Raw genomic sequence first — 6,302 nt, 5'->3', positions numbered from 1 at the left:
AAGATACTTTTATAGCTTCAAGCCGCATTATTGCTTTTAGGGGTGTATTTCGTTACAGCCCCTTTTTACGAATCTTTTTTCCTTTTGACAGTGTCCTATCCATGCTATAATAAGTAAATACGTTGGATCAGATGAAAGGGATGTATACTCGATGAAAGTTCAATTGGAAGACTTATTGAAAGCTTTTGAATTAAATAATCCGTACCTTAAATTCTATGTACATAAAGATGACGGCAAATTGACCTTGGTGACTGAAATTCCCGGGAATGAACCGACCGATAATGACGTAGCGGCTCATCCTGACGACTATATCAAACTGCCGACGCAGGCCGATTTGGATCTGCCCGAAATGATAAAGGGCTTTGTTCCTATGATGAAGGATGCCGACCAGCGTGCAGCTTTTGCTGCCTCTATCGAAGCCGGCAAGTCCTTAAGCCAGCTCGAACAGGAACTGCGGAATATGGGACTCGTCAAATATTGGTACACCTTCCAGCAGATGGAATTCGAAAAGATTGCCAAGAAATGGTGCGAAGACCATGGAATTTCGTATGAAGCATAAAGACCGGGAGGTTTTGTCATGAAAATTTCAGATGTCGGAGAATTCGGCTTAATCGATATTATCAAAGAAAATACCTTATATCATCCGGAAAATGTCGTCATCGGCATCGGTGATGACGGCGCTGTCTACCGGACGACGCCGGGCTGGCAGCAGGTAACGGTCATCGATACGATGGTCCAAAACAGCCACTTCATTATTGGAAAGACGGCCCAGTGGTATGACGTCGGCTTTAAATCGGTAGCGTCCAATCTCAGCGATATTGCAGCCATGGGAGCCGTCCCGACGCAGGTCGTCTTGTCGACGGCACTGACATCGTCCATGGAAATCGATGATGTCGTCGAACTGTATCGCGGTATCAAGGATATCTGCCGGCAGTATGAAGTCAATATCCTCGGCGGCGATACGGTCATGGCGAAAGAAGGTGCCGTCATCACCGTCGCTGCCTTCGGTGAAATCGAAGCCGGAAAAGCCCTGCGGCGCAGCGGCGCTAAGGACGGGGACATCATTGCCGTCTCTCATACGGTCGGCGACTCTTCGGGCGGCCTCGATGTACTGCTCCAAGGAAAAGGCGGCTACGAATCCTTGAAAAAGGCCCATCAATGCCCGGTGCCGCGCATCGAATTAGGCCGGCTCTTGGTAAAACATGGCTGCCACAGCCTGAATGATATCAGCGACGGCCTTGCCAGTGAAGCCAATGAAATCGCAAAAGCCAGCGGCGTGGAACTGGTCATCGACGGCAGTGCCGTTCCGACCAGTGCGGAATTGAAGGCCTGGGCTGACGAATCGGGTAAACACCTGCTGAACTTCGTCTTTAACGGCGGCGAAGACTATGAATTGGTCTTCACCATGGCCCCTGATGATTTTAAAGCCCTTAAATCCGACTATCCCGACGTTACGCCTATCGGTACTGTCCGCGCAGGCGTCGGGCGAGTACTGCTGCAGCATGACGGGAAAGAGTCGGTCCTCTTGCCCAAGGGCTGGGATCACTTTGAGAGGAGATAAACCTATGTCAATCGATATAAAAACGCACTCCGAGGCAGAAACCATCGCCCTCGGCGCCTTTTTAGGCCCCTTGCTGACGGATGGTTCTGTCTTGGCTCTGCGCGGTGACCTGGGCGCCGGCAAGACCCACTTTGTCCAGGGCATTGCCAAGGGAATGGGGATTGACGATGTCGTCGTCAGCCCGACTTTTACACTGTTGAATTACTATGAAAATAAAATTCCTCTTCAGCACTTCGATTTTTATCGCTTGGAAGAAGAATATGAACTCGACGATCTGGGCTTTGAAGACTATATCGACAGTGGTGTCACGGTCATCGAATGGTCTGAAAAATTCCCGGACCGCCTGCCTGACGATGCAGCTGTCGTCACCATCGAAAAGATGAGCCCGACGGAACGCCTGTTTCACTTCGACTTTTCCGGAAATCGCTGGCAGTCTATAGAAAATGAGGTACAGAAATATGCTCTTAGCCATTGAAACATCGAGCCTCGTATCGAGTGTCGCCTTGCTCCACGAAGACACCCTGCGGGCTGAACTTACGATCCAGGCACGGCTGACCCATTCAGAACAGCTCATGCCCCATATTGCCGACATGCTGGCCAAAGCCTCGGTTACGAAATCTCAAATCGACGGCGTGGCCGTGTCCGTCGGCCCCGGTTCTTTTACGGGTCTGCGCATCGGTCTTGCGACGGCCAAGGGACTTTCCTTTGCCTGGAATGTTCCCATCGTCGGCGTGACCACCCCCATCAGCCTGGCCTATAATTTTGTCGGTACATCCGACCGGGTATGCACCTTAATCGATGCCCAAAAGGGCAATGTCTACGCCGGCGTCTACCGCTGGGATCGGACCAAGCTGGTGACGGAAAAAGACATTTATATCGCACCGCTCACAGAAGTGTTGGATACCTTGGAAGGCGAAGGACAGCCCGTCGTCTTCTGCGGCGACGGCTCCTTAAAAGGGCGGGGGAAAATCGAAGGCCGGACCGATCTTTTCCGCATGGCACCGCCGACGATGGTCATTCCCCGTGCCGGAAGCGTAGCCCTCGGGGCAAACGTCCGCTTTGCCGCCGGTGATTACGACGACTGCATGACCTTGACTCCGTCGTACCTTCGCCGCAGTGAAGCCGAAGTCCTTTGGGAAAAACGGCACGGCAGCGCACCATGTCAGTAACGATCAGAAGGGCCGTGCTTCAGGACTTGCCGGACATCATCGCCATTGAAGAGGCGTCCTTTTCTTCCCCCTGGTCTCACCAATCCCTGCGGGCAGAATTCGATAACCGCGTCGCCCGCTATTATGTCTTGGAAACAGGCGACGGGACGGTGGCAGCCTATGCCGATCTGTGGCTTATTGCCGACGAAGGTCAATTGGCTAACATCGCCGTCCGCCCGTCGGCCAGGGGATTCGGATACGGCGAAACCTTGCTGCGGACGGCTATGGAAGCTCTGTTTCATGACGGCTGCCGCTCCGTTTTCTTGGAAGTACGCCTGTCGAATGGGGCCGCCATTGCCTTATATGAAAAGCTGGGCTACGAAAAGACGGCCATTCGCAAGGGCTATTATTCTCAGCCTGTAGAAGATGCTTACATTATGAACTGCACCAAAGAAAATTATCGATGGCTCAGCCATTTATTATAGAAAAGGATGAAATCTATGTACACCTTAGCACTCGAAACCAGTTGTGACGAAACGTCGGCTGCCGTCATTGAAGACGGCCGTCACATTCGCTCCAATATCATATCGACGCAGGTACCAATCCACCGGAAATTCGGCGGTGTCGTACCGGAAATCGCCTCGCGTCAACACATCGAATACGTCATGCCTATCATCAAAGAAGCCCTCGATACGGCCAAGGTCACACTCTCCGATATCGACCATATCGGCGTCACCTACGGCCCGGGCTTGGTCGGCGCCCTCTTAGTCGGTGTGGCTGCGGCCAAGGCCATCAGCTTTGCTGCCGATAAGCCCTTGGTCGGCGTCAACCACATGGAAGGCCATATTTTTGCCAACTTCCTCAGCCATCCGGAATTGGAACCGCCCTTTTTGGCCCTCGTCGTTTCCGGCGGCCATACGCAGCTCGTCCAGATCAATGACTATAACTCCTTCAAGCTCATGGGCCAGACCCGCGACGATGCGGCCGGCGAAGCCTTCGACAAGATTGCCCGGGTCATGGGCTATCCCTATCCCGGCGGCCCGCAGATTGAAAAGTTGGCCAAAGACGGCAATCCTGATGCCATTGAGTTTCCGAAAGCCCTTCATGAACGGCATAACTTTGAATTCAGCTTCAGCGGCTTGAAATCGGCCGTCCTCAACTATCTTCATACCCAGGAACAGCGGGGCGAGTCCTATAATGCCGCCGACGTTGCCGCCAGCTTCCAGAAGACCGTCGTCGAAACCTTGGTGGAAAAGACGATGGATGCCGCTTCGTACAGCCGGGCCAAAAAAATCGTCCTGGCCGGCGGCGTCTCTGCCAATGGCTGCCTGTCGGCGGCCATGCAGGAGGCCTGCGATAAAAAGGGCTATGCCTTTTACCATCCCGATCCGATCCTTTGCACCGATAACGGAGCCATGATTGGCTGTCGAGCTTACTATATGGCTAAGGCCGGCTGCTTTGCCGATTTGACACTCAATGCGAAACCGGCCCTGCCGATTACCGGGGAATAATCTTTGAGGCCGTACTGGGGGGATTTCCGTGACTGCACTTGCACCCATTTGCCGGACAGCCAGCACGCTGTCGCCGGTTCAGATCCATATCTTACAAAATAGTGAAGAGCTGCTGCAGTTTGCCAGCGACTTGTCGCACCGGGAGCTCTTCGTCTACGTGCCCGGACGGCGTAAGGGGACGCTGGTCCTGGCCGCTCATCGGACGCCGCTGTTGCAGAAGGGGCGGCAAAATGAACTGGCCGAACCGGGGACGGTCTTTTCTCATTATGAAGAACCTTTCAACTATCAGGTCTTTCAAGACGGCAAGGCCATGCATGGGGAAAAGGAAATCGAATACGGCCGTACAGCGCCCATTGTGGCTTATCCCTTTGTCGATAACGGCGGCAGGACCATTGCCGTCATCGCCTTTGTCGGCGTCGTCGAGGATAACCGGGAGTTATTGACGGAAACGGCGTTTCTCTCCCTCCAAGTGCCGATGGATTTTCATTCCATGTACCGGCCCTTATCGATTCAGGACGGCGTCGTCCTGGTCAACTGCAACGGCATCGTCATTTATGCCGACGACATGGCCGACAGTATCCTCCACATGTGCGGTCAGCACGGGATCATTACGGGGACCAATATTTACAATACCAGCCTCGATGTGACCGGTGGCAAACAGGTCTTGGCCACGGCCAACGGCCTGGCGGACGATATCACTGTCGGCGATGCCGTCGTGTCGCGGCGGGTCATTCCCATTTTGCAGCGCGGCAAGGTGCGGCGCGTCATTTCCATCTTGACGGAACGGACCGAACTCCATCGCAAAGAAGCGGAATTGATGGTCAAGACGTCGGTCATCAAGGAAATCCACCACCGGGTCAAAAATAATTTGCAGACCATTGCCAGCCTGCTGCGGATGCAGATGCGGCGGACGGCCAGCGACGAAGCACGGGACGTCTTAAAGGAGAGCCTGAATCGGATCTTGAGCATTGCCCTGGTCCATGAGACCCTGTCCTATGACGATGACGAAAACATCAATTTGTCCGACGTCGCTCAGAAATTGCTTAACCTCCTGGCCCACAGTCTAGTCAGTAAGGAATGCCGCGTCGAAACGAAGTTTTCCGGCCAAAAGCTGCTCCTGCCTTCTGATGTCGTCACGTCTTTGGCCCTGATCCTCAATGAACTCATTACCAATGCCATCATCCACGGCTTTGAAGGCCGGTCGGACGGCGTGATTTCCATTGCGATTTGCTGTGAAGGAGAATCTTGCGTCATTACCGTCTGTGACGACGGTGTCGGTATGGATCAGACGGCTAAGGACACGAACCGGAGACATCTCGGATTGGCCATTGTGCAAACACTGATCGAAAAAGATCTGCACGGAACGATTGCTTTTTCTAAGGCGCAGCCGCAGGGGACGGCGGCGGTCATTCGCTTTCCATTGTCAAAGAGGGGAGACTAAAACATGGGGTATCGCATTGTAATAGGGGACGATGAATCGATTATTCGAATGGATTTATGTGAAATGCTGGAAGATGCCGGCCACACCGTCGTCGGTGAAGCGGCAGACGGACTGGAGGCCCTGGAATTGGTGCGCCGGGAAAAGCCGGATATCGTCTTACTCGATATTAAGATGCCGCGCCTGGACGGCATCCACGCTGCCCGCATGATCGGTCATGAAGGGTTGGCGCCGGTGCTGCTCCTCACGGCTTACAGCCAGGAGGACATGGTCGATAAAGCGAAAGACTCGGGGGTCCTCGGCTACCTGGTAAAACCGGTGAGCCCGGTAAACCTCTTTCCGGCCATTGAAATCGCCATGGCTCAATTCAGCCGCCAGCGGGAAGCAGCCAAGCAGCTGGAAGAGATGAACGACCGGATCGAAACGCGCAAGGCCGTCGATCGGGCCAAGGGATGTCTCATGGACTTATATCATATTTCAGAAGACGAAGCCTATAGGCGCCTCCAGCAATACAGCATGAAGAACCGTAAACCCTTGAAAACAGTGGCCGAATCGGTCATTGCCGGAGCGGAAAAGATAAAAGGTCAAAAAAAATAAAGCCGTTAAAGAAAAAGTTGAGGCCCAAGCCTTGACTTTTTCACCTT

8 protein-coding genes are annotated in these 6,302 nt (G+C 53.5%); all 8 read left to right on the top strand.

Going from position 1 to position 6,302, the window contains the following annotated elements; translation table 11 throughout:
• Nucleotides 1-151 precede the first annotated feature (151 nt).
• The 8 genes from TX77_RS01860 to TX77_RS01825 are packed head-to-tail and all read left to right on the top strand — an operon-like array spanning nt 152 to nt 6,255.
• A complete protein-coding gene (locus TX77_RS01860; RefSeq protein WP_044503128.1) occupies nt 152-559 on the top strand; it encodes a hypothetical protein in 408 nt (135 codons plus the stop codon).
• Nucleotides 560-577: 18 nt separating this feature from the next.
• Nucleotides 578-1,561, top strand: coding sequence for a thiamine-phosphate kinase (thiL, locus tag TX77_RS01855; RefSeq protein ID WP_044503127.1), 984 nt, complete (start codon nt 578-580; stop codon nt 1,559-1,561).
• A 4-nt stretch (nt 1,562-1,565) separates the two neighbouring features.
• Entirely contained in the window at nt 1,566-2,036 is a 471-nt protein-coding gene (tsaE, locus tag TX77_RS01850; RefSeq protein ID WP_044503126.1) for a tRNA (adenosine(37)-N6)-threonylcarbamoyltransferase complex ATPase subunit type 1 TsaE, read from the top strand.
• Complete coding sequence (gene tsaB, locus TX77_RS01845; protein WP_044503125.1) at nt 2,020-2,730, top strand: tRNA (adenosine(37)-N6)-threonylcarbamoyltransferase complex dimerization subunit type 1 TsaB; 711 nt, start codon at nt 2,020-2,022, stop codon at nt 2,728-2,730. The genes tsaE and tsaB overlap by 17 nt, the downstream gene beginning before the upstream one ends.
• Nucleotides 2,721-3,194, top strand: coding sequence for a ribosomal protein S18-alanine N-acetyltransferase (rimI, locus tag TX77_RS01840; protein ID WP_044503124.1), 474 nt, complete (start codon nt 2,721-2,723; stop codon nt 3,192-3,194). Before tsaB ends, rimI begins: the two co-directional genes overlap by 10 nt.
• Nucleotides 3,195-3,209: 15 nt before the next feature.
• Nucleotides 3,210-4,220 (top strand): tRNA (adenosine(37)-N6)-threonylcarbamoyltransferase complex transferase subunit TsaD, encoded by a 1,011-nt coding sequence (gene tsaD / locus TX77_RS01835; RefSeq protein ID WP_044503123.1) that lies wholly within the window; start codon nt 3,210-3,212, stop codon nt 4,218-4,220.
• A 28-nt stretch (nt 4,221-4,248) separates the two neighbouring features.
• On the top strand, nt 4,249-5,661 hold the full coding sequence (locus TX77_RS01830) for a histidine kinase N-terminal domain-containing protein (protein WP_044503122.1): 1,413 nt from the start codon (nt 4,249-4,251) through the stop codon (nt 5,659-5,661).
• Nucleotides 5,662-5,664: 3 nt separating this feature from the next.
• A complete protein-coding gene (locus tag TX77_RS01825) occupies nt 5,665-6,255 on the top strand; it encodes an ANTAR domain-containing response regulator (protein WP_044503121.1) in 591 nt (196 codons plus the stop codon).
• Nucleotides 6,256-6,302 lie beyond the last annotated feature (47 nt).

Source organism: Megasphaera massiliensis, assembly GCF_000455225.1.
Lineage (GTDB): Bacteria > Bacillota > Negativicutes > Veillonellales > Megasphaeraceae > Megasphaera > Megasphaera massiliensis.
This window is presented reverse-complemented; position numbering and strand designations above follow the sequence as displayed.